Source organism: Streptomyces sp. JNUCC 64 (assembly GCF_054484115.1).
This window is the reverse complement of sequence record NZ_CM137015.1, coordinates 7,533,829-7,556,196: the sequence shown is the minus strand read 5'-3', so window position 1 is coordinate 7,556,196 and position 22,368 is coordinate 7,533,829. Positions and strand designations below refer to the sequence as shown.

Sequence of the window (22,368 nt, the reverse complement as noted above, 5' to 3'; positions counted from 1 at the left end):
GCCGGTCAGTCGCCCGCTGGGACGGGGCGACCCGCTGACGGACCGGTCGGCCGCCCGCCGGGTGGGACGGGAGGGCCCCGTCCTGGCGGTTCGTCAGCCGCCCGCCGGGGCGGGGTCCGTCTCCAGGACGGCCATCGCCGCGTTGTGGCCGGGGACGCCGCTGACCCCGCCGCCGCGCACCGCGCCCGCCCCGCAGAGCAGCACGTTGGGGTGGGCGGTGGCGACGCCCCAGCGGCCGGTGCCCTCCTGGGCGTACGGGAAGGCGAGGTCCCCGTGGAAGATGTGGCCGCCGGGCAGCCGCAGTTCCCGTTCCAGGTCGAGGGGGGTGCGGACCTCCAGACAGGGGCGGCCGTCGGCGTCCTCGGCGAGACAGTCGGCGAGGGGTTCGGTGAGATGGGCGTCGAGCTGGGCGAGGGTGGCGGCGAGGAGCCGGTCGCGGACCCCGGGGCCGTCCTCGTGGAACAGCCGGGCCGGGGCGTGCAGACCGAACAGGGTGAGGGTCTGGTAGCCGCGCCGCACCAGGTCGGGGGCGAGGATCGAGGGGTCGGTCAGGGAGTGGCAGTACACCTCGGACGGCGGGGCGGTGGGCGGGGTGCCCTCGGCGGCCTGCCGGTAGGCGGTGCCGAGTTCCCGGTAGCCCTCCGCGATGTGGAAGGTGCCGGAGAACGCCTCGCGGGGGTCGACGGCCGGGTCGCGGAGTCCGGGCAGCCGTCGCAGCAGCATGTTGACCTTGAGCTGGGAGCCCTCCGCCCCGGGGTCCGGGGGCGGGTCCCCGAGCAGGGCGGCGGCCTCCCGGGGCGAGGCGCCCACCAGGACGTGCCGGGCGCCCACCCGGCCCTCGGTCCCCCCGGTGCGGAACTCCACCTCGGCGGCGCGTCCGTCGGTGGCGATCCGGGTGGCCTCGTGGCCGGTGGCGATCTCGGCACCGGCCCGGCGGGCGGCGTCCGCGAGGGCGTCGGTGAGGGCGCCCATCCCGCCGACGGGTACGTTCCAGTCCCCGGTGCCGCCGCCGATGACGTGGTAGAGGAAGCAGCGGTTCTGCCGCAGCGAGGGGTCGTGGGCGTCGGCGAAGGTGCCGATCAGGGCGTCCGTCAGCACCACCCCGCGCACCAGGTCGTCGCGGAAGCGCTGTTCGACGGCGACGCCGATCGGTTCCTCGAACAGGGTCCGCCAGGCGGTGTCGTCGGCGATCCGGGCCCGTAGCTCCGCACGGGTCGGCAGCGGTTCGGTGAGGGTGGGGAAGACCCGCCGGGCCACGTGCGCGGTCAGCGCGCCGAACTCCCGCCAGGCGGTGTGCTCCCGGTCGTCCCCGGTGAGCGCGGCGAAGGAGGCCCGGGTGCGTGCCTCACCGCCGCCGACGAGGAGTCCGGTGGGACGTCCGGCGCGGACGGCGGGGGTGTACGAGGACACGGCCCGGGTCCGCAGGGCGTACCGCAGTCCCAGATCGGCGGCGATCTTCGCGGGGAACAGGCTGACCAGGTACGCGTAGCGGGACAGCCGGGCGTCCACACCGGGGAAGGGGCGGGTGGAGACGGCGGCTCCCCCGGTGCGGTCGAGCCGCTCCAGCACCAGCACGCGCCGTCCCGCGCGGGCCAGGTAGGCGGCGGCGGTGAGACCGTTGTGACCGCCGCCGACGATCACGGCGTCGTAGCGCGAGCGTACGGGCATGATCCTTGGTAACACGGCGGTACGGGTGGGGCCAGTGGCCGTCCGGACTCCCCGGACGCCGGGGCGGCCTCAGCCGTCGTGGGCGCCGTGCCGCAGGGCGGCGACCCGCCGGTAGAGTTCCACGGCTTCGGCGCCCCGGCCCAGTTGCTCCAGGCAGTGCGCCTCGTCGTTGCGGCTGGCGAGGGTGTCGGGGTGGCCGGGGCCGAGGACCTCCTCACGGGCGGCGGCGACCGCGCGGTAGGCGTCGAGCGCCTCCTCCCAGCGGCCCAGCCAGCCCAGGGCGACGGCCACCTCACGTCGGCTGACCAGGGCGTCCGGATGGTGTCCGCCGAGGACGTGGGCACGGATCACGCTGACCTCGTGGGCCTGGACGAGCGCCTCCTCCCAGCGGCCGAGCCGTCCCAGGTTGACGCCGAGGCCGTGCCGGGCGCGCAGGGTCTCCGGATGGGTGGCGCCCTGGATCCGGGTGCGGTCCGCGATCAGGTCCCGGTACAGCTCCAGCGCCGGGGCGCTGCGGCCCAGCCGTCCGAGGCTGATGCCGACCTCGTAGCGGGCGGCGAGGGTGTCGGCGTGGTCGGGGCCCAGCGAGCGGGCGCGGGCGGCGGCCACCTCGCGGTAGGTGTCGAGGGCCTCGTGCCAGCGGCCCAGCTGGCCCAGCGCGTAGGCGACCTCGTAGCGGGTGACGAGGGTGTCGGGGTGGTCGGCGCCGAGGACCCGGGTCCGGGCGGTCGCGACCTCGCGGGCCATCCGGTGGGAGTCCTCCAGGCGCCCGAGCCTGCTGAGGTTGTGGGCGAGGTTGTGGCGGCAGCGCAGGGTGTCGGGGTGGTCGGGGCCCATGGCGCGTTCCCTGGCGGCGAGGACGGCCGTGTACAGCTGGTGGGCGTCGAAGTGGCGGCCGAGCTGCCCGAGGACGTAGGCCGTCTCCTGGCGGGCGGCGAGGGTGTCGGGGTGCTCGGCGCCGAGGACGCGTTCCCGCCCCTCGGTGACCTCGTCGTAGGCGCGCAGCGCGTCGGTGGCGCGGCCGGTGCGGCTCAGGGTGAACGCGACCTCGTAGCGGCTGGCGAGGGTGTCGGGGTGGTCGGGGCCGAGGGCGTGTTCGCGTTCGGCGGCGACGGCCCGGTGCACCTCGCCCGCCTCGGACCAGCGGCCGAGGCGCCCGAGGCTCAGTCCGGCGTTGTGCCGGGAGACCAGGACGGCAACGGTCTCCGGGGCGGGGGCGGGACGTCCGGGCGCGGCGGCCCGGCCGCCCGGGCCGCCCACCGGCCGGGCGATCCACTCGTCGGTCAGTCCGGGGGGCGGGGCGGGCACGGTGAGGCGCGGCACGGCCCCGGTGGCCTTGCGGCCGGTGGTCATGCCCGTGGTCCAGGACGGCAGCCTGGTGTCCGCCCGGACGGGGACGGACGGCGCGGCGGTCCGTCCGCCCTGGGCTCCGGCGGTGAGCGCGCGGACGAGTTCCCAGGCGTCGTCGGGACGGTCCTCGGGTTCCTTGGCCAGCAGGCCGAGGACGATCTCCTCGAAGTAGCCGGGGAGTTCGGGGCGGTGGTGGCGGAGCGGTTCGGGCGTGGTGTCCCGGTGGCCGACGAGGACGGCCCAGGCGTCGTCGTGGTCGAACGGCGGGGCGCCGGTGGCGATCTCGTACAGCACGCAGCCGAGGGAGTACAGGTCGCCCCGGCGGTCCACCTCGCCGCCGACGATCTGTTCCGGGGACATGTAGTGCGGGGTGCCCATGGCGATGCCCGCGTGGGTCAGCCGGGAGGTGCGTCCGGTGCCCTGCCCGAACCGGGCGATGCCGAAGTCGCAGATCTTCACGGTTCCGTCGGCGGTGCGCATGATGTTGGCGGGCTTCAGGTCCCGGTGCACGATGCCCTGTTGATGGGTGTAGGCGAGCGCGGACGCCACCTGTCCGGCGATGTCCACGACCTCCTCGACGGGCAGCGGGCGGTGGTCGTTGTCCAGGAGCAGCTGGCTGAGGTTGCGGCCCTCCAGGAGCTCCATGACCAGGAAGAGCGCGCCGTCGGCCTCGCCGAAGTCGTGGACGACGGTGACGCCCCGGTGCTGGAGCCCGGCCGCGACCCGGGCCTCCCGGCGGAACCGTTCCCTGAGGACCCCGGCGTGCGAGGGGTCGTGGTGGGGGCCGAGGGGTCTGAGGCACTTCACGGCGACGCCCCGGCCCAGGGACTCGTCCCTGGCCCGCCACACCTCGCCCATGCCGCCACGGCCGATCACTTCCAGCAGCCGGTACCGGTCCTGGATCATCCTGGTGTCGGTCATCTCCCGTCGTCGCCCCCGTCGTCACCTCAGCGCCTGCTGGCCCGTCCAGTATGGCCACCCGGGGCGGCGGGTGGGTACGGGGTGGGCCGGTCAGCGGGGGTGTGGCGGCGAACGGAGGGTGGACGGCGGCCGGGCGGGGCGGGGGCGCCCGGCGGGAACGGGCGGCCGGGTGCGGCCGGGGCGCCGGGCGGCCGGTCCGGGGCCCCTGGCGGGCGGGGCCCCGGTGCGGACTCCGGGCCGGGCCCGGTGGGTCCGGGTCAGAGCGCGGCGGGGACGGCGCCGACCAGTCCCCCGTCGACGACCAGGTCCTGGCCGGTGACGTAGGCGGAGTGGTCCGAGGCGAGGAAGGCGACCGCGTGGGCCACCTCCTCGGCGGTGCCGACCCGGCCGGTGGCGATCTGGGCGGTGACGGCGGCCTCGGTCGCCGGGTCGACCTCCCGGCGGTACATGGGGGTGTCGATGTAGCCGGGGCTGACGGTGTTGACCCGGATGCCCCGGGGGCCGAGTTCGGCGGCGAGGGTCCGGGCGAGGCTCTGCGCAGCGGCCTTGGTGGCGGAGTACAGCGAGCCGTTGGGCAGGCCCCGGTGGGCGGTCCAGGAGGCGTTGATCACCACGGCGGCGCCGTCGGACAGCAGGGGCAGGGTCTGCTGGACGGTGAAGAACACGCCCTTGAGGTTGATGCCGACGACCCGGTCGAACTCCTCCTCGGTCACCTCGGCGGTGGGCTGGAAGGAGGCGACGCCCGCGTTGGCGAAGAGCACGTCCAGCCTGCCGTACCGGTCGCGGATGCGGTCGGCGAGGGCACGGGCGTCGGCGAGGCTCGACACGTCGCCGCGCACCGCCAGCACCCGGTCGCCCCCGTCGAGCGCGGTGACGGCGGCGTCCAGCCGTCCCTGGTCGCGGCCGGTGATGACGACCCGGGCCCCTTCGGAGAGCAGGACGCGGGCGACGGCCAGGCCCATTCCGCTGGCGCCCCCGGTGACGAGAGCGGTCCGGCCGGTGAAACGCGGGGTGTTGGTGTGTGTGGTCATGTCCCCACCCTGCGGCCCGGCGGCGGGGGGCGGCAGTGCCGGTCCATCCTGGTACCCGCACCACCACCCTGGGCGGCGGGGCCCTGTCGTCCCCAGTGCGGTCGCGGGTCCTGGGGCCGGGCCGAGGAGCGCGCGGGCGGGCGGGACGTCAGCGCGCGGGTTCGGCAGTCCTCGGGCCGAGCAGTTCCTCCAGTCTGGCCGTCGTCCCGCTGCCGGGCCGGGGGTTCTGGAGCTCCAGCCGGTGGTCCGGGCGGTCGGCGAGGGACAGGACCGTGGTGTCGAAGACCATGTCGCCCACCTCCGGGTGCCGCACCGCCTTCACCGCCTGGGTGCTGTCGGTGACGTCGTGGCGGGCCCATATCCCGGCGAACTCGGGGCTGCGTTCGCTGAGTTCGTCGACGATCCGGCCGAATCCCGGGTCGCCCGGGTAGCGGGCGGCGTCGGCCCGGAACGCGGCGACCACCCCGGGGGCCACCCGGGCCCACTCGGTGTGCAGAGAGCGGTAGCGCTCGTGGGTGAAGAACACGGAGAGGCAGTTGCGGTCGGACTCGTCGTAGCCGAAGACGGTCCGGGCCGCCTCGTTGACCACGACCAGGTTCCAGTACCGGTCCCGCAGGACGGCCGGACGCGGCGACCACGCCTCGATCAGCCCGCGCAGTTCGGGGGTGACGGCGGAGGGGACCGGTTCCGCGCGCGGCGGGCTGAGCCCGGCGAGCAGGAACAGATGGGCGCGTTCGGCCCCGTCGAGGCGCAGGGTCCGGGCGACGGCGTCCAGGACCTCGGGGGAGGCGTTGATGTCCCGGCCCTGTTCGAGCCAGGTGTACCAGGACACGCCGACCCCGGCGAGCACCGCGACCTCCTCGCGCCGCAGTCCGGGCGTGCGCCGCCGCCCGGCGGACGGCAGCCCCACGTCGTGCGGGGCGAGCCGGGCCCGGCGGGTGCGGAGGAAGTCACGGAGCTGGGCGCGACGGCCGTGGGGGGAGCGCTGGTCACTGGCCATCCGTCCACCGTAGCAACGCGATCGGGGCACCGGCACGGCCCGCCTTCGCCGTCTCCCGCCAGCCGGGGGGAGGAGGGAGCGGGAGACGGCGTGGGGCGGGGCGGACGCGACGGGGGCGGGGCGCGGGTCGGCGACGGTGGGGCGGCACGGTGGGTCCGCGCGGGGCGGCGGAGGCGGGTGACGACGCCCGCATCGGGGGCCAGAGGGACGGCGCGGGGCTGCGGGTCCAGCAGGTCCAGCAGGTCCAGCAGGTCCAGCAGGTCCAGCAGGTCCAGCAGGTCCAGCAGGTCCAGCAGGTCCAGCAGGTCCAGCGGCCGGAGCGTACCCGTGCTCCGCGCTCAGGCGGACAGCCGGGGCGTCGCCGCCGGGACCGGGTGCACGGTCAGGGTGTCCGCCCCCCACCGCACCTGGCGGCGGCACTCCAGGCCGTGCCGGGCGAGGTGCGGGGCGAGCCGTTCCACCCGGGCGCGCAACGCCCGCAGGCTCATGGGGCGTTCGGTGTCCCCGAGGAGCCAGCGCATGTCGTGACAACACAGCGGGGAGCGGGCGCCGAGCAGGATCTCCAGCAGCAACGACTGGCTGCGGTAGGGCCGCAGCGGCTCGCGCCGTCCCCGGTCCGGGCCGGGACCGCGCCGCAGCCAGCGCAGATCGGCCTCGATCCGGGCGGCGATCGCGCTCTCGGCGCTGTCCCGGCGCAGGACGTTGACCGCTCCGGCGGCCAGCAGCGCCGCGCTGTCCACCCGGATCCCGGTGGCCACCGCGACCGGCGCGAGAAGCCTCAAGGACCTTACGCGCTGGACGAGTTCGGCCGGGTCCTCGGCCCGGGGGGCGTCCAGCAGGGCGAGGACGCCGGGGGCGCGGCGCAGATACTCGTAGCCGCGCTGGTCGCCCCAGCGGCGGACGATGAAGCGCGGCGGTCCCGCGCGGTGCAGCCGTCTGGCCCAGTCGACGCTGGCGTCGACGTCCAGCGAGACGATCACCACCCGGGGGCCGGTGGTGGGGCGCAGCGGCCGGGGCAGCGGTCTCGGGCGCGGCGGGGCGGTGACGCGGGGCGGGTCGATGGTCAGCAAGGCGTCCTCCGTTCGGGCTCCGCGTGCGGGACCGGGGCGTCCCGGGTCGTCGTGGACGGGTGCCCACCGGATCGCCTACCTACGCGTTAGCTACCCGCCCCCGGGCCCGTCATGCCCGTCACGGCGGCCCGCGACCGGGTGCGCGCCGTCCGGCGGCGGCCCACGGCGGGCGGGGAGGGCCACGAGTACCCAGGTGGACGGGGGACGTCACGGGGCTGGACGCGACGCCCTCCAGCCCCGATCTTTACCTAACATGGATCTACCTCATGGGCGCGGCGCCGGGCGACGCCGCTCCGACGGACACCGGTCGCCGGAGTCCGTCGGAGGCGGAGCGCCCCCGTCGCGGGTCACACCGTGGGCCCCGGCCACGGGCGTGCCGCGGGGAGGGCCGCGCCGGAGGTCCCGTACCCCGTGGAGCGACGCGGCAGCCGCCGGACCGGACGGGCACGCCCGGCGACGACGGCTCCCGGCGGCGCGTCCGCCCCCTGTGCCCGAGGAGGGACCAGCCCCCGTGCGTCTACACCTGCTGGCGCTGCTCGCCGGTGGTCCCGCCCACGGCTACGAGCTCAAACGGGCCCTGGAGGACCTCCTGGGCCCGGCGCACCCCCGGCCGAACACCGGACAGGTCTACGTCACCCTCGGCAGGCTGGAGCGGGCGGGGCTCGCCGAGGGACGGCACGTGAGCCAGACGGACCGGCCGGACAAACGGATCTACGAGATCACGGCGGCCGGGCGGGAGGCGGTCGACGCCTGGTACGGGACGCCGTCCGGGACGCCCCGGGGGCGCGACGACTTCTCCGTGAAGCTGGCGCTCGCCCATCTGACGGGGGCCGCCGACCAGATCGCCCTGATCAACCGGCAGCGCAGGCACTACCTCGCGCTGATGCGCGAGCTGTCCCGGACGGAGCGCGCCGGGCGGGGCGGGGACGGGCCCCTCGCCCGGCTGCTGGCGGAGGGGGTGGCGCTGCGGCTCCAGGCGGACCTGGAGTGGCTGGAGCGCTGCCAGGCGGAACTGGAGCGACTGGAGTGACGGCGGGTCCGGCCGGAACCGCCGTCGCCCGGTACGGCGGCGGGCGGGTTGAAAAAATATGTAGACCGGTCTAGCTTGGCCTTCATGGGACAGAAGGGCGCCAGGACGCGGGACCAGTTGCTGGACGCGACGCGACGGCTGGTCGAGGAAGGCGGCTACTCCGGGACCGGACTCAACCAGGTGGTCACGGTCAGCGGGGCGCCCCGGGGGTCGCTCTACTTCCACTTCCCCGGCGGCAAGGACCAGTTGGTCGGCGAGTCCGTCCGGCGGGCGGGCGAGGAGATCGGCGCCGCCCTGGAGGAACTGGCGGGCGCCACCGGCTCGGCGGCGGAGTTCACGGAGGCGGCACTGCGACACCTGGGCGACCGGCTGGAGGAGTCGGGATGGCGGCGGGGCTGCCCGGTCGCGACGGTGGCGCTGGAGACGGCCGCCGTCAACGGGCCGCTCCAGGAGGTCTGTTCCGAGGTCTACGCCTCCTGGCAGACGGTGCTCCGCGCCCGGCTGGAAGGACACCCCAACGCCGATGACCTCGCCGTCACCGTCCTCGCCCTGATCGAGGGGGCCCTGCTGCTGGCCAGGACCCACCGCAGCCGGGAGCCGCTGGACCGGGTCGCCCGCCAGGTCGGCACGCTGCTGCGCTGACCCGGCGCGCCCAGCCGTACGGTTCCCGCACTCCCGCCCACGCGGCGCCCACCCCCGGCCCACCGGCCCGGTGGGCCCTTTTCCGGGCCAGAAAATATGTAGACCGTTCCACTTAGACAGAAGGTTCCATGAACACGATGGACAGCACGGATGGCGCGGACGGCACGGACGGTGCGGGCGCGGAAGGCGTCTTGGACGCGATCGTCTTCGGTGGCACCGGATTCATCGGCCGTTCCCTCGTCGCGGAGTTGCTGCGCCGGGGCCAGCGGGTGGCGGCGACCGTGCGCGTGGACACCCTGACGCCATGGCTGCGCGCCCGGGGCGTCGGGACCGACCGCCTCACCGTCTTCACCGCCGACATCACCCGGCCGCTCGGCGGACTGCCGAGGGCCCGCGACGTCTACAACGCCGCCGCGCTCTTCGCCTTCGGACTGGACCCGGCGCGGGCCCGGGCGGTCAACGTCACCGGCGCGCTCCAGGTGGTCGAGTGGGCCGCCGCCCGGCCGGGGACACGGCGACTGGTGCACATCAGCGGGTACCGGGTCGGTGCCGAGGGCGACCGTCCCGGACCCGCCGGAACGGGGGCCTACGAGGCGTCGAAGACCGAGGCGGACCGCGCCGTGCGGGCCAGGGCCGCCGCACTCGGGGTCCCGCTCACCGTCGCCAACCCCAGCACCGTCATCGGACCGGGCCAGTACCTGGGCCTCGCCTCCCTCGTCGCCCGGCTGTGGGACGGGCACCTCCCCGCGTACCCCGGCGGCACCGACACCTTCGTGCCGGTCGTCACGGTGGACCACCTGGCGCGCTTCCTGGCGGAGATCCCGGGCTCACCCCCGGGCGACCAGCACTGGATCCTCGACGACGCCACCCCGCCCCTGCCCGCGCTGCTCGCCACGGTCGCCGACCACACGGGCGTCCGGGCGCCGCGTCGCGGGGTGCCCGTCGCCCTGCTGCGGCGTCTGCCGCGCCGGATGACCGGGGTGGACCCGGAGACGTTGTCGTTCCTCTCCGCCGACCGCTATCCGACGGACTCCGCCCGGGAACTCGCCGCCGCCGTCGGCCTGGAGGCGCCCCCGGTCGCCGACGCGCTGCGCTCCTGGGCCGACGACCTGGTCGCCGCCCGGTTCGGGGACGGGGAGCCGTGGCTCGCCCCGTACGGCTTCCGGGCGGTGGCGGGCAGCCGGACCTGGACGGCCGGTGACCGGCTGACCCCACGTCACGTCCTTCTGCACGGGCTGCCGTTGAACTCGGACGTCTGGGAGGGCGTCGTCGCCCGGCTGCCGGGTCCGGCCCTGGTGGCCGATCTGCCGGGGCTGGGGCGCTCGTCCCCCGCCGCCGGGGGCACGGACGCCTGGCTGGCCGGGCTGCTGGCGCCGGTGCGGACCCGTCCGGTGCTGGTGGCGCACTCGGCGGCGTGCGGAGCCGCCGTACGCTTCGCCGTCGCCCACCCCGAGCGGATCGGCGGACTCGTCCTGGTCTCCCCCGCGTTCCTCCAGGCTCCCGGCTCCCGGCTCCATCGCTCGCCGCTGGCCGTGGCGGCCCTGCGGCGGACGTCGGCGGCCCGGCTGGCCGGGCTGCTCGGCGCCCCGGAGGGCCCGGCGGTCGCCGGGGCGGTGGCGGATCTGCGGCGCCCCGGGGTGGCGCGACGCGTCGTGGCCGCGCTGCGCTCGGCGCACGGCGAGCGGGCGGCGGTCCGGGCCCTGCTGGAGCGGGTCGGCGTTCCGGTGCGGATCGTCACCGGCTCCGCCGACCCGCTGGCCGGGGACGGCGGACGCCCGGTGACGGAGATCGCCGGGGCCGGGCACCATCCGCAGCTCACCCACCCCGACGCCCTGGCGCGGGCGGTCGGCGAGCCGCTCGTCCCGGCCGACGGATGAACCGGGCCCACGGGCAAGCCGGATCACGGGTGAACCGGATCATGAACGAACCGGAAAGCGTCGGGCCCGGATGCCCGGGAACACCGGAGGCCCCGGGAGCACCCGGCCGCCGGAGTTCCCGGGGACCCGGTCCCCCGGAGACGCCAGGGGCGTCGGAGGACGTCGGGTCACCGGAGCCCGGAGGCCCCGCGACCGTCCTGCCCGCTACTCGGCGGGGCTGGTGGCCCGGGCGCGCAGCGCCGCCCGGGCGGTGCCGAGGTCGCAGGCCCGGGAGCGGTTGTGGGGCAGCAGGGACAGCGCCCGGGCCATGCCGCAGGTGTTGGTGAGCGCCGAGAACACCAGCCCGGCCGCCACTCCGGCGGACACCCAGAGCGCACCGCTCCACCACTGTCCCGCGATCAGCCCGGCCAGGACCACGGAACCGGCCGTGAACCGGACCTGGCGTTCCATCGCCCACACCGCCCGGCCCCCTTCGGGACGGTCCAGCGGGTGACCGAGGCGGGTCCACTCGGTGGTGCCGCCGGTGAGCGTGGCGGCGGTGACGCCCTCCTCGGCGAGGATGGCGCACGCCTGGGCGGAACGGTTTCCGGAGGCGCACACCAGCAGGAGGTCCGTACCGCCGGCCGCGTCCCGCAGTTCGGCCAGGGCGGTGCGCAGCCCGTCGAGGGGGATGTTCAGCGCGTTCGGGAGGTGGCCCGACGCGTACTCGCCGGGGGTGCGCACGTCGACGACGGTGAGCGCGCCGAGTCGCGGGGCGGCCTGGTCGACGGTGAGGGCGGAAGAGGTGGTCATGGTGGTCGTGTCCTTGCTCGCGAGGGAGGTGGTGGGATGCCGCCGTGCGTCGCGCAGCTTCGGTAGAATACCCATAGGGGTATATCTCGAAGGAGTGCGTCGTGGAACTGGCTCTGGCGGCCGAGGAACTGAAGACCGTGGTCAACCGGCTGCGCAGGGCGCAGGGGCAGATCACGGGAGTGATCAAGATGATCGAGGAGGGCCGGGACTGCGCCGAGGTGGTCACCCAGCTCGCCGCCGCGTCCCGGGCGCTCGACCGGGCCGGGTTCGCGATCATCGCGACAGGGCTGGAGCACTGTCTGACCGGCGAGGACATGTCCGATCCGGCGGACCGGGACCAGATGCGGGCCCGGCTGGAGAAGCTCTTCCTCTCCCTCGCCTGACCCTCCGGACGGGGCCGCCCCTCCCGGCAGGTCCAGTCCTCCGGACGGGGACCCGGGCAGGGGGCCGCCCGGGGTGCCGTCCCTGGCCCCTCCCGGAACGCCACCCCCGCCACCGGTCCCGTCCAGGACCGGTGGAGGCGCGGGGCCGGGCCCGGCTCACAGGACCGCGTCCACGAGCATCAGCAGCGACACCACCAGCAGTACGCCCGCGAACGCCCGTCGCAGGGCCGCCTCCGGCAGCTTCGCGCCGAGCCGTCCCCCGTCCCAGGCGCCCAGGACCGCCGCCGCCGCGAACGGCGCGACGACCGCCCAGTCGACCCCCGTCGAGGCCCCGCCCCGGACCGCCAGCGCGGCCACCGAGTTGACGGAGACGACCAGCAGACTGGTGGCGACGGCCGCCCGGATCTCGATCGCCACCACGCTCACCAGGGCCGGGACGGCGAGGAACCCTCCGCCGACGCCGAGCAGGCCGGTCAGCGCGCCGAGACCGGCGCCCGCCGAGGCCACCCGGACCGGCCGGAGCCCCACCGGTTCGCCGGGGCCGCCGCCCGGCCTCAGCAGCCGCACCGCCGCGAGTGCGGCGACCACCGCGAAGGCTCCCGTCAGCAGCGCTCCGGGCAGTCGCGCGGCGAGCCCGCCCGCCACCGCCGCCGGAAGGATCCCGGCCGCCGCGAAGAGGAGCCCGGCGCGCCAGCGCACGGCACCGGAGCGCGCGTGCCGGTACAGCGCCGTCAGCGAGGTGACGGCCACGATGAGCAGGCTGCCCGTGGCCGCCTCGGCGGGGGTGAAACCCAGCAGATAGACCAGGACGGGGACGGCGATGACGCCGCCGCCCGCGCCGAGCGCACCGAGCGTCAGCCCCACGAGGCCCCCGGCGGCGAGGGCGAGGACGAGTTCGCTCATGCCGGGCCGCCGGGGCGGACGACAGCGCGCGGCACGGCGCGGACGAGGGATCCGGCGCGCCCGGCGCGGACGGAAGATCCGGGAGGCAGGAAGGGTCCGGCACGCCCGAGGGAACCACGAGGCCCGAAGGGCCCGGGAGGCCCGGCGCGCCCGGGAGATCCGACGGCGCGGGCGAAACGGGTGGTACGGGTCGGCCGGGCCGCGCGGGCGGGGCCGCCGGGGCGGGAACAGGGGCCGGAAGGCGTCCGGCGGGGGGAGCACATGGTCACTCCGGGTGGGGACGGGCCGCCCCGCGCGGGGCGGGGCGGCGGGGGTCCGGACGGTCAGACGGTCCGGGCGGGGGCGGTCGCCGGGGGGTCCCCAGCAGTGCGGGCGCCGTCACGCGGCAGGGTCAGTCCGGCCGCCACCGCCGCGTCGAAGCCGTCGTCCACGGCGACCACCGCACGGCCCGCCGCGTCCAGCAGCGAGGCGGCGATCGCGGCGCGCATCCCGCCCGCGCAGTGCGTCCACACCACGCCCGGGGGCACCTCGGAGAGACGCCCGCGCAGCTCGTGGAGGGGGATGTGGACCGCTCCGGTCACCGCGCCCGCCGCGTGCTCGGACGTCCGGCGGACGTCCAGGACCACCGGACCCGCCGTCCCGTCCCCGTCACCGTCGCGGTTGTCTCCGGCACCGGTCCCGGACGCGGACGCGCCCCAGGATCCGGCGCGGGCCGCGGCCAGGTCGGCGAAGGTCGCGCGGGGGAAGGCCGCCAGGGTGTCCCCCTCGCGTATCCAGGTGCGGGGCGAACCGCTCGCGGCGGCCGCGGGCCGGTCGATGCCGACCCGGACCAGCTCCCGCTGGGCCTCGGCGATCTGTTCGGGGGTCTCCGCCAGCAGGGTCACCGGCTTGCCCCAGGGGATCAGCCAGGCCAGATGGGTGGCGAGCTTGCCGTCCCCCTCGAAGTTCAGCGATCCGGCGACGTGCCCTTGGGCGAAGGCGACCCGGCCGCGCAGGTCCACCACCCACTCCCCCGCCGCGAGCCGGGCGGCGATCTCGTCCGCGTCGGCGGGGCGGGGCGGGGTCAGGTCCACCGGCGCCGGGCCCCGGGCGTTCGCCGGGCCCATGTGCGCGTAGTACGCGGGGACGTCGTCCAGCCCGGCCAGCAGGGCGGCGACGAAGGTCTCCGCGTCCTGGGTCAGCGCGGCGTTGACGAGACGCTCGGTGCCGATCGTGGAGGCGCCGCCCTCGCCGGTTCCGGAGGCGCAGAAGCTGCCGAAACCGTGGGTGGGCAGCACCGGGACGTCGTCGGCGAGGGTGTCCGCGAGACGGTGTGCGGAGGCGTGCTGGGCGTGGGCGAGTTCCTCGGTGAGCCGGGGTTCGACCAGGTCGGGGCGGCCGACCCCGCCGATCAGCAGCGAGCCGCCGGTGAAGGCGGCGACGTCGCGGCCGTCCTCGGTCAGGACGTAGGAGGTGTGGTGCGGGGTGTGGCCGGGGGTGGCGATCGCCCGCAGGGTCAGCCCCCGGTCGACGCGGACGGTGTCGCCGTCCGCGACGGGCACCCGGTCGAAGGAGACCGACGCCGCGGCGGGGACGAGGTAGCGCGCCCCGCTGATCCGGGCCAGCTCCAGGCCGCCGGTCACGTAGTCGTTGTGCAGATGGGTCTCCACCACGTACGCGATCCGGACGTTCCGGCGCGCCGCCGCGGCGAGGACCCGGTCGACGTCACGGGGCGGATCGACGGCCACGGCGGCCTCCGGGCCGCCCGCCAGATAGCTGCGGTTGCCCAGTCCGGCGAACTCCAGGGTGTCCACGAAGAACACGGCCCACACTCCTCTCGACGTACCCCTCTCATGTACCCCCCGGGGTATTTCTTCCTTCACCATAACAAATACCCCTGGGGGTATTGAGGGAGTCACTCTCCGGCCCGGAGGTCAGGGCGCGAGGGAGCCTTCGGAGCGAAGGAAGCGCTGGCCGGAGAGGCGCGAACCGCCGAGATCAGGACCGGGGGCCGGGGGGCCGGGGGCGGCGACGTGGACGGGAGAACGGGCCCGGCGGCGGGCGGCGGGCGGCGGGCGGCGGGCGGCGGGCGGCGGGCGGCGGGCGGCGGGCCATCGAACCCGGGAGCGCTCCTCCCGGGCGGTCACCGGAGGCGGACGCCCCCGCGCCGGGAAGCCACCGGGCACGCGAACGCCCCGCCACCCCCGGACGGACCGGGTGGTGACGGGGCGGGCACGCCGGGGACCGGCGGACGGGGCGGGGGCCGACGGACGGAGCGGGGACAGGCGGACGGAGCGAAGCCCTCAGTCGTGGTCGTGTTCGGTGTGGGAGGAGGTGGTGTCGGCGGGCGGCTGGACGCGGCCCCCGTCCCGGCCGCTGAGCGGGACCGCGACCAGGGCGACGAGGACGGCGAGGGCCGCCAGCCGTCCGGTGAGCCGCAGGGCCCATCCGGTCCGGGACCCCTGGTGGGCGACGGGCCCGGCGAGCCGCTGGGAGCGGCGGGCGGGCCGGAGCAGCCGGGCCAGGAACAGTGCGGCGACGGGCAGTTGGAGCAGCCATACGGTGGTGCGGAACCAGCCGTCGTACCAGACGTTGGTGCCGTACAGCAGGGTGTGCCAGACGCTGAGGACGTACACCACCAGGACGAAGCGGTGCATGACCCGCCAGGTCCTGGCCCCTATCCGGTGACGGACGTAGAAGAGCAGACCGAGCGGGATCGCCAGGTAGAGGGCGGCCTGCCCGATGGGGATGGCGATCCTGCCGGTGCCCGAGTCGTAGCCGCCCGGGACGAAGGTCTCGACGAAGGCGGTGGCGGTGCGCGCGTACCAGGCGCCCGAGTCGAAGCGGATCAACTCCGCCGCGAACAGCAGGGCGTGGGCGGCGATCAGGGCGATGCTGTTGAGGCTGGTGGTGCGGTGCAGACGCTCCAGCCTGGGCCCCGACAGCGGCAGCCACGCGGGACGGGGGCCGGAGAGCAGCAGTCCGAGCAGCACCGTGAACCACGCCCACAGCAGCGCCGACCAGCCGAACGCCTGGCTGAGGAAGTACATCCAGAAGGCCCCGGCGTCGGACATGAACGGCATCACGCTGACGGTGGACGAGGTCCCGGCCTTGATCCGGACGTAGAGCAGGACGAAGACGGCGGCCGTGACGAGCAGCGCGACGCCGCCGTCGAGGGCGCTGGCGCGCAGATCGGAGCGAAGGGTGACGCGGGGCGGGGTCCGCGTTGGCGGGCCCTGCTGTTCCGGGATGGCGCGGGACGCCGACAGGGGCTCCGGATCGGAAGCGGCACGGCCTTTCGGGAGGTTCATGGTGGGGGCTCACCTTCCGTCGTGTGGCAGCGGGCCGCGTGGGGACGGACCCGACGAGTCGCCCCAGTAGTCGGATGCGGGAGGCGGAAGGTTCCCGGCGATCTTCTGTGACATGGGTCACAGTAACCGGCTGTCCGGAAACGGGCTCGAACGCGCCAACTGTCCGGTCAAAGCCCTTACCCCGGACCCGTATCGCGCTGGCACCATGACCACCATGGGAGCCGGAACCGCACTCCGCGTCGCCCACACGGCGGTCCTCGTCGCCGTGTGCGTCGTGGTGTCCGGGCTCGGACACGACCTGGCGTCGGGGACCTCCCCCACGCTCCGGAGCTATCTCCTCGCCCTGGTCCCGATGACGCTGCTCGCCTGGCGGCTGGCCCGGCGGGAACGTTCCGCCGCGACGGTCATCGGGGCGAGCGCGGCGGCGCAGTTGATGCTGCACACCCTGTTCGGACTGGCGCACGGTCCGGACCCCACGGCGGCGCACGGCGCCCACACCGGGCACCGGATGTCCGTCGTCACCTCCGGGGAACACGGGGGCACGGCCGCGACCGACGCCGGGGACGCCGTACTCCGCGCGCTGGGAAGCCTGTTCGACCCCGCGGCGCTGACCTCGGGGATGGCGGGCGCCCACGCGCTCGCCGGGGTGGTGTGCGGCTGGTGGCTCTGGCGGGGGGAACGTTCCCTCGCCCAACTCGGCCGGGCGCTGGCGCTGTTCCTCGGGGGATTGCTGCCGCGGTTCGTCGCGATGACGCTGGGCGGTGCGCACGCCCTGCCCATGACCACCCCGTGGCCCACCGACCACCGGGGCTCCGACCGGCTGCCCACCCCGCTCGCACTGTTGCGCGCGACTCCCCGGCGGGGCCCTCCCTCCTTCGCGTCCTGACCCCCCGTCGGCGTTCCGGCCCGACCCCCTCCCTTCCTCCCCCACCCCACGCGGGACCGACGGGAACGGGCGGTCCGGGCCAGGGACTTCCGACTGATCCGTTTTCCTCACCCTTACCGGGCTCCTCCCGGACGCGAAGGACGATTTGTCATGCCTTATGCACCAAGGACCATCCTGACCAGCGCTCCGCGCGGCGGCGCCACCGCGCACCGCCACGCCCACCGCGACGCGGAGATCACCACCTGGGCGCTGGCCGCCGGACTCGGCGACCGGCGGGCCGCCGAACTCTTCGTCCACGCCACCTACGACGACGTACGGCGGTTCGTCGCCCACCTCACCACCGACGTACCGGGCTCGGAGGACCTGGCGCAGGAGACCTTCCTGCGCGCGCTGACCAGCCTCAGCGGGTTCGCGGGCCGCTCCTGCGCCCGGACCTGGCTGCTCGCCATCGCCCGCCGGGTCGTCGTGGACCGGCTGCGCCGGGCCTCCGCCCGCCCCCGGATCGCCGACACCTCCGACTGGCTGACCGCCGCCGAACGCGCCCAGCCCCGGCATCTGCCCGGCTTCGAGGAGTCGGTGGCCTTCATGGACGCGCTCGACGCCCTGGAACCCGGACGGCGGCAGGCGTTCGCCCTGACCCGGCTCCTCGGCCTCTCCTACGCCGAGGCCGCGGAGGTGCTCGACTGCCCGGTGGGCACCATCCGCTCCCGGGTGGCCCGGGCCCGCCGGGACCTCGCCGCCCACTGGGTGGACGGACCCGGCGCCGCCCCGGCCCTGGTCGCCGCCTGAACCACCCCTCCGGCGCGGGCGGTCGGCCGCCGCCCGCGCCGGGGGCCGTTCGCCGCCCGCCGTGTGACCTGCGCGGCAACCGCGCCCCGGACGTACCGGTCCGGGCGCCCGGTCTGTCATGATGACGCGGAAAGGCGACGGCGGAACGAGGAAACCGGTGCGAATCCGGTGCGGTCCCGCCACTGTGATCGGCGAGCGGACCCCGAACGGCCCACTGCCCCTACGCGGGTGGGAAGGGCGGGGCGAGCGCAGACCCGAGAGCCAGGAGACTCACGCGGTCGCCTCCTCGACAGAACTGGGGCGGATCTCCCCAGAGGGGGGAGTGAGTCGGGATGCCCGAAGGGCCGTCGGCCGACGATCCGGTGCCGTGCCGGGTCGTGGTGTGCCGCGACTGCTGCTGCGGCAGCGCCAGGAAACTGCCCGGTGTCGACCACGCCGCGCAACTCGCGCGGCTGCGCGATGAAACACAGGTGACGGTCTCCGACTGTCTGGACGTCTGCGACCAGGCCAATGTGATCGTGGTGCGCCCGTCCGCCACGGGACGCGCGGCCGGAGCCCGCCCCGTCTGGCTCGGCCTCGTCAACGACCCCGCCGCCACCGAGGACGTCATCACCTGGGTCCGGGCCGGTGGCCCCGGCGTCGCCGAGCCGCCGGACGTCCTGGACCTGTACGTCTTCGACCCGCCCCGGCGGGCCCGTACCGCCGCCCCGTCCGTCGACGGCCGCTGATCCCACGAACCGACCGCGCGGGCGCACCCTCGTGTGCCGTCGCGCGGTGAGAGGACCACCACACCATGAGCAGACGCTCTGTCTCCCTGCTGACCGCCGCCGTCTTCCTGATGGCGGGCTGCGGCACCGGCGGGGGCGGGGACGACGGGAAGTCCGGCGCGTCCGGCGACGCCCCCGAGGGCTTCCCCGTCACCGTCGAGAACTGCGGGGTGAAGACCACCTACGAGCGTCCGCCCCGGCGCGCGGTCACCCTGAACCAGCACGTCACCGAGATCCTGCTGGCCCTCGGGCTGGAGAAGTCGATGGCGGGCACCGCCTACCTCGACGACGAGATCCTCCCCGAGTACGAGCGGGCCTACCAGGGCGTCAAGGTCATCTCCGACGAGTACCCGTCGGTGGAGGCACTGCTCTCCGCCGAACCCGACTTCGCCTACGCGGGCTTCGACAGCGGCTTCGACGAGAAGGAGGGGCGCGGCCGGGCCGCCCTCACCAAGGCGGGCGTCGACTCGTACGTGAACGTCGAGGAGTGCCCCTCCGGGCCGGTGACGATGAAGCTGATCGAGACGGAACTGCGGACCGTCGGGAAGATCTTCGGAGTGCCGGACCGGGCGGATCGGGAGATCCGTAAGGTCCGTGCCGCCCTCGGCTCCGTCGAGGAGAAGCTCGGCGAGGTCGAGCCCGTCGACGTGTTCGTCTACGACAGCGGAGACAAGACCGCGTTCACCGCGGGCGGCGCGGGCATCGGCAACGAGATGATCGAGAAGGCGGGCGGCAAGAACGTCTTCGACGACCTGGACAAGCAGTTCGGCGACGTCTCCTTCGAGCAGGTCGCCGAGCGCGCCCCGGACGCCATCGTCATCTACGACTACGGCGACCAGACCGTCGCCCAGAAGAAGCGGTTCCTGCTCGCGAACCCCGCGCTGAAGGACGTCCCGGCGATCAAGAACAAGCGGTTCGCGGTGCTGCCGCTCTCCTCCACCGTGCTCGGCGTCCGGGTCCCGTCCGGCGTCACCGACCTCGCCCGCCAGCTGCACCCGGCCCGCTTCCGGTGACGGGCGCGCCCCGCACGGCGGCCCTCGGCGCGCCGGACACCGCGAAGCCGTCCGACCCGGCCCCCGGGCGGGTCGGACGGACCGGGCGGGTCCGGGCGCCCTATCCGCTGGTCCTCGCGGGGCTGGCCGCGCTGGTGCTGGTGGCGGCGACGGCGGGCGTCGCCGTCGGCTCGGTCGGGGTCCCCGCCGGACAGGTGTGGAGCATCCTGCTGCACCGGATCCACCCCGGCCTCGCCGAGGTCGACTGGACCCCGGTGCGGGAGACCATCGTCATGGAGGTCCGGCTGCCGAGGGTGCTGCTGTGCGCGGTCGTCGGCGCGGGACTCGCCGTCGCCGGGACCGCGCTGCAGGCCCTGGTCCGCAACCCGTTGGCCGATCCGATGCTGCTCGGGGTCTCCTCGGGCGCGTCGGTCGGCGCGGTCGCCGTCCTGGTCCTCAACATCACCGTGTTCGGGCTGGCGACCCTGCCGATCGCCGCGTTCTGCGGGGCGCTCGCCGCGCTGGTCGCCGTGTACCTGCTGGCCAGGTCCGGCGGACGGATGACCACCATCCGGCTGGTCCTCGCGGGCGTCGCGATGGCGGAGGTGCTGTCGGCGCTCGCCAGCTTCCTCATCGTCACCTCGAACGACCCGCACAAGACGCAGTCCGCGCTGCGCTGGATGCTCGGCGGACTCGCGGGCACCACCTGGGACATGCTCTGGATCCCGGCCGTGGTGGTGCTCGCCGGGACGGCGGTGCTGCTGGGGGTGAGCCGTCCGCTGAACCTGCTGCTGGCCGGGGAGGAGGCGGCGACCGCGCTCGGACTGGACGTGCACCGCTTCCGGGCGGGGATGTTCACCGTCGTCGCCCTGATGATCGGCACCATCGTGGCGGTCAGCGGCCAGATCGGATTCGTCGGTCTGATCATGCCGCACATCGTGCGGCTGCTGGTGGGCGCCGACCACCGCCGGGCGCTGCCCGCGGCCGCGCTGCTCGGCGCCGCGTTCCTGATCGCCGCGGACCTCGCGGCACGGACCCTGATGAGCCCGGAGGAGGTCCCCGTCGGCATCCTCACCGCCCTGGTCGGCGGACCGTTCTTCCTGTGGCTGATGCGACGGAGGACGGCATGACGGCACCGGTGGGCCAGGACGGCACGGCCGCGCCAGGAGCGCTGGACATCGAGGACGTGACGGTCGTCGCGGGCGGCCGGGCGCTGGTGTCGGGGGTGTCCCTGCGGGTGGCGCCCGGGGAGGTGGTCGGACTCGCCGGGCCCAACGGCGCGGGCAAGTCGACGCTGCTGCGCACCGTCTACCGGACCCTGCGGCCCACCGCGGGACGGGTGCTGCTGGACGGCGAGGACGTGTGGCGGCTGCCCGGCAAACGGCTCGCCCGGCGGCTGGCGGCGGTGCTCCAGGAGAGCGCGGGCGACTTCGAGCTGACGGTCTACGACGTGGTGGCGATGGGCCGCACCCCGCACAAGCGGGCGTTCGCGGGCGACGACGCGCACGACCGGACCGTCATCACCGACGCCCTGACCCGCCTGGACGTGGCCCACCTCGCCGACGCCGCGTTCGAGCGGCTGTCCGGCGGGGAGAAGCAACGGGTGCTGATCGCCCGCGCGCTGGCGCAGCGGCCGGGCACCATGGTGCTGGACGAACCGACCAACCACCTCGATCTGCGGCACCAGTTGGACGTGCTGCGGCTGGTGCGGCGGCTCGGGGTCACCGCGGTCGTCGCCCTGCACGACCTCAATCTGGCCGCCGCGTTCTGCGACCGGATCTGCGTCCTGGAGGCGGGCCGGGTGGTCGCGCTGGGCCCTCCGGCGGAGGTCCTCACCCCGGAACTGCTGTCCTCCGTGTACCGGGTGGAGGCGGAGGTGGGCACCCATCCGCGCACCGGGGTCCCCCACGTCACCCTGCTGACCGGGGACGCGGAACCGGCGCCGGCGCCCCGCCCGTGACCACCGGCCGCCGCCCCCGCGCGGGGGACACGGTCACGGCAGGCGTGGCGGACACGGCGACGGCAGCGGCGACCGGGGCGACCGGGGCGACCGGGGCGACCGGGGCGACCGGGGCGACCGGGGCGAACACGGCTGGCGCGACGGCAGGTACGGGGGAAGGTACGGCGGGCGCCGCCCGGGGCGCGCGGGGCGGGTCCCCGGCCCCCGAGGCCGAGGTGGCCGCCGCGCTCGCCGACGTGGCGGACCTCGGCGGCTTCTTCGTCCTGCGGGTCGGCGGCCCCGACGACGGCTGGCACCCCCTCGACACGGCGTACCCGCACGGCCTGCCCGATCTGATCGCGGCGACGGCGGCCCGGCACCGCAGCCGTGAACCACGGGTCGCCGCCTCCATCACCCAGCTCGGCCACGCCGCCCGGCTGTGGTCCCCGGTCCTCGCCTGCGCCGTGCTGCACGGTGTGGTGCCCGACCTCACCGGGCTCCAGCGCGCCGACGAGGGCCCGGCACTCCGGCTGCCGCGCGCCACCGGGCGGTACGCGGACCGCCGGACCGCCCGGCTCGCCGACGAGCTGTACGACACGGTGGTCGTCCGGCGGCTGGACGCGCTGCGCGACGGACTGCCCGTCCGGGTGGCCCCCCGGCTCCTCGACGGGAACACCGCCTCCGCCCTGGTCGAGGCGGGCCGGGCGGTGCTCGCCGCCCGCCCGGAGGCCCGTGGGCGGCTGACGCCCCTGGTGGACCGGCTGCTGAGCACCGGCCGCCTGGCCGGGACCGGCAGGATCACCGGCCCCGCGCTGACCTTCCGGCGACGGAGCTGCTGTCTGTACTACCGGGCCCCGGAGGGGGCTCCGTGCGGCGACTGCTCGCTGGGCGCGAGGGGCTGACCCGTCGCCCCCTGCTGGCCCCGCTGCTCCCGCTGGCCCGGACGACCGGAACAGCGGGCGCCCGGGCGGACCGCACCCGGGCCCCTGGCACCGGGAAGCCTCCGTCGCGGCCCGCCGCCCGGAGCGGTCGACCGGG

The 22,368-nt window shown here is 75.7% G+C and carries 20 protein-coding genes and 1 riboswitch; of the genes, 11 read left to right on the top strand and 9 right to left on the bottom strand.

Going from position 1 to position 22,368, the window contains the following annotated elements; translation table 11 throughout:
• Window positions 1-93: 93 nt before the first annotated feature.
• The 5 genes from ACVWNX_RS31255 to ACVWNX_RS31235 form a co-directional block, all read right to left on the bottom strand.
• Window positions 94-1,668, bottom strand: a complete 1,575-nt coding sequence (locus ACVWNX_RS31255) for a phytoene desaturase family protein (protein WP_454411550.1) — start codon at window positions 1,666-1,668, stop codon at window positions 94-96.
• Between the two features lie 69 nt (window positions 1,669-1,737).
• Window positions 1,738-3,939: a serine/threonine-protein kinase gene (locus tag ACVWNX_RS31250; RefSeq protein ID WP_454411549.1), complete on the bottom strand. Its 2,202-nt coding sequence runs from the start codon at window positions 3,937-3,939 to the stop codon at window positions 1,738-1,740.
• 257 nt (window positions 3,940-4,196) lie between these two features.
• Complete coding sequence (locus ACVWNX_RS31245) at window positions 4,197-4,970, bottom strand: glucose 1-dehydrogenase (protein ID WP_454411548.1); 774 nt, start codon at window positions 4,968-4,970, stop codon at window positions 4,197-4,199.
• 148 nt (window positions 4,971-5,118) lie between these two features.
• Entirely contained in the window at window positions 5,119-5,970 is an 852-nt protein-coding gene (locus ACVWNX_RS31240) for a helix-turn-helix transcriptional regulator (protein ID WP_454411547.1), read from the bottom strand.
• 338 nt (window positions 5,971-6,308) lie between these two features.
• Window positions 6,309-7,040: a hypothetical protein gene (locus ACVWNX_RS31235; RefSeq protein ID WP_454411546.1), complete on the bottom strand. Its 732-nt coding sequence runs from the start codon at window positions 7,038-7,040 to the stop codon at window positions 6,309-6,311.
• 511 nt (window positions 7,041-7,551) lie between these two features.
• On the opposite strand from ACVWNX_RS31235, the gene ACVWNX_RS31230 reads away from it, so the two are divergent.
• The 3 genes from ACVWNX_RS31230 to ACVWNX_RS31220 all read left to right on the top strand — a co-directional run bounded on the left by ACVWNX_RS31230 (window position 7,552) and on the right by ACVWNX_RS31220 (window position 10,589).
• Window positions 7,552-8,070: a PadR family transcriptional regulator gene (locus ACVWNX_RS31230; RefSeq protein ID WP_454411545.1), complete on the top strand. Its 519-nt coding sequence runs from the start codon at window positions 7,552-7,554 to the stop codon at window positions 8,068-8,070.
• An 84-nt stretch (window positions 8,071-8,154) separates the two neighbouring features.
• Entirely contained in the window at window positions 8,155-8,712 is a 558-nt protein-coding gene (locus ACVWNX_RS31225; protein WP_454411544.1) for a TetR/AcrR family transcriptional regulator, read from the top strand.
• Between the two features lie 137 nt (window positions 8,713-8,849).
• Window positions 8,850-10,589, top strand: a complete 1,740-nt coding sequence (locus ACVWNX_RS31220; protein WP_454411543.1) for an alpha/beta fold hydrolase — start codon at window positions 8,850-8,852, stop codon at window positions 10,587-10,589.
• Between the two features lie 204 nt (window positions 10,590-10,793).
• Here ACVWNX_RS31220 and ACVWNX_RS31215 read toward each other — a convergent pair whose 3' ends face one another.
• Complete coding sequence (locus ACVWNX_RS31215) at window positions 10,794-11,381, bottom strand: rhodanese-like domain-containing protein (RefSeq protein WP_454411542.1); 588 nt, start codon at window positions 11,379-11,381, stop codon at window positions 10,794-10,796.
• 101 nt (window positions 11,382-11,482) lie between these two features.
• Between ACVWNX_RS31215 and ACVWNX_RS31210 the strand changes: the two genes are divergently transcribed.
• Window positions 11,483-11,764 (top strand): metal-sensitive transcriptional regulator, encoded by a 282-nt coding sequence (locus ACVWNX_RS31210; RefSeq protein WP_454411541.1) that lies wholly within the window; start codon window positions 11,483-11,485, stop codon window positions 11,762-11,764.
• 156 nt (window positions 11,765-11,920) lie between these two features.
• Here the strand turns inward: ACVWNX_RS31210 and ACVWNX_RS31205 are convergent, their stop codons facing one another.
• The 3 genes from ACVWNX_RS31205 to ACVWNX_RS31195 all read right to left on the bottom strand — a co-directional run bounded on the left by ACVWNX_RS31205 (window position 11,921) and on the right by ACVWNX_RS31195 (window position 15,957).
• Window positions 11,921-12,667, bottom strand: coding sequence for a sulfite exporter TauE/SafE family protein (locus tag ACVWNX_RS31205; protein ID WP_454411540.1), 747 nt, complete (start codon window positions 12,665-12,667; stop codon window positions 11,921-11,923).
• A gap of 323 nt (window positions 12,668-12,990) precedes the next feature.
• The gene (locus tag ACVWNX_RS31200; RefSeq protein WP_454411539.1) at window positions 12,991-14,469 is read right to left on the bottom strand and encodes an MBL fold metallo-hydrolase; all 1,479 of its coding nucleotides are present in this window, start codon (window positions 14,467-14,469) and stop codon (window positions 12,991-12,993) included.
• Between the two features lie 480 nt (window positions 14,470-14,949).
• Window positions 14,950-15,957 carry a ferric reductase-like transmembrane domain-containing protein gene (locus tag ACVWNX_RS31195; RefSeq protein WP_454411538.1) on the bottom strand — a complete coding sequence of 336 codons (1,008 nt, stop codon included), beginning with the start codon at window positions 15,955-15,957 and terminating at the stop codon, window positions 14,950-14,952.
• A gap of 205 nt (window positions 15,958-16,162) precedes the next feature.
• Here ACVWNX_RS31195 and ACVWNX_RS31190 point away from each other — a divergent pair, with 205 nt between their 5' ends.
• The 7 genes from ACVWNX_RS31190 (at window position 16,163) to ACVWNX_RS31160 (ending at window position 22,232) form a co-directional block, all read left to right on the top strand.
• Window positions 16,163-16,843 carry a hypothetical protein gene (locus ACVWNX_RS31190; protein ID WP_454411537.1) on the top strand — a complete coding sequence of 227 codons (681 nt, stop codon included), beginning with the start codon at window positions 16,163-16,165 and terminating at the stop codon, window positions 16,841-16,843.
• A gap of 150 nt (window positions 16,844-16,993) precedes the next feature.
• Window positions 16,994-17,632, top strand: a complete 639-nt coding sequence (locus ACVWNX_RS31185; protein WP_454411536.1) for a sigma-70 family RNA polymerase sigma factor — start codon at window positions 16,994-16,996, stop codon at window positions 17,630-17,632.
• Window positions 17,633-17,744: 112 nt separating this feature from the next.
• A riboswitch (cobalamin riboswitch) is annotated at window positions 17,745-17,904 on the top strand.
• A gap of 60 nt (window positions 17,905-17,964) precedes the next feature.
• Window positions 17,965-18,360: a (2Fe-2S) ferredoxin domain-containing protein gene (locus tag ACVWNX_RS31180; RefSeq protein WP_454411535.1), complete on the top strand. Its 396-nt coding sequence runs from the start codon at window positions 17,965-17,967 to the stop codon at window positions 18,358-18,360.
• 65 nt (window positions 18,361-18,425) lie between these two features.
• Entirely contained in the window at window positions 18,426-19,412 is a 987-nt protein-coding gene (locus tag ACVWNX_RS31175) for an ABC transporter substrate-binding protein (RefSeq protein ID WP_454411534.1), read from the top strand.
• A gap of 107 nt (window positions 19,413-19,519) precedes the next feature.
• Window positions 19,520-20,521, top strand: coding sequence for a FecCD family ABC transporter permease (locus ACVWNX_RS31170; RefSeq protein WP_454415008.1), 1,002 nt, complete (start codon window positions 19,520-19,522; stop codon window positions 20,519-20,521).
• Window positions 20,494-21,351: an ABC transporter ATP-binding protein gene (locus ACVWNX_RS31165; RefSeq protein ID WP_454411533.1), complete on the top strand. Its 858-nt coding sequence runs from the start codon at window positions 20,494-20,496 to the stop codon at window positions 21,349-21,351. The genes ACVWNX_RS31170 and ACVWNX_RS31165 overlap by 28 nt, the downstream gene beginning before the upstream one ends.
• Before the next feature lie 215 nt (window positions 21,352-21,566).
• Window positions 21,567-22,232: a (2Fe-2S)-binding protein gene (locus ACVWNX_RS31160; RefSeq protein ID WP_454415007.1), complete on the top strand. Its 666-nt coding sequence runs from the start codon at window positions 21,567-21,569 to the stop codon at window positions 22,230-22,232.
• The last annotated feature ends 136 nt before the right edge of the window (window positions 22,233-22,368 follow it).